This is a genomic window from Pseudoalteromonas sp. CR1 (assembly GCF_019392235.1).
In the GTDB taxonomy this organism is placed as follows: Bacteria; Pseudomonadota; Gammaproteobacteria; order Enterobacterales; family Alteromonadaceae; genus Pseudoalteromonas.
The window spans coordinates 1-440 of sequence record NZ_JAHXRM010000049.1; the positions used below are offsets into that span (position 1 = coordinate 1).

The window sequence follows — 440 nt, forward strand, 5'->3', positions numbered from 1 at the left end:
GCGAGCATTCTACATCGCCAGAACGGTAGCGAAATTATACAGTCGGTGTTGGCCGTTAATGGCTATGAGGCAGTGAAATCCCGTTATCAAGCGTGCCTGTATGACGGCGCTATGTGTGCGAATGAGATGGAGGCGTACGTCACATGGACTGGGGATATAGCCGTCTACCAGCAGGCGGGGAAAATAACCACGGCGATTCCACCGGCGGTCGTGTCTAGATTAATTGATTTTGATAAGCGTTTTTTACCGGCATTGTTTTTTGAACTCAGTGCCACACAAAAAGTTAAGGTTGCCCTCAAATTAGTTTTTTTAAAGCTTAAGAGGCAGGGTGGCAAAGAAAATAGGCCGGGTAAAGTATGAGTGCGTTAGGCCTGCGCTTTTTTTTAATAATGCTGATGCTGTCAGATTACGTTATTTTAACGCTCCACGCTCCCAGCGTT

At 46.6% G+C, this 440-nt stretch carries 1 protein-coding gene; it reads left to right on the top strand.

Annotated elements, in window-relative coordinates; all coding sequences use genetic code 11:
- Nucleotides 1-360, top strand: a 360-nt coding sequence (locus KZZ04_RS18430; RefSeq protein WP_219423674.1) for a hypothetical protein, incomplete at its 5' end; no start/stop codon positions are given.
- Nucleotides 361-440 lie beyond the last annotated feature (80 nt).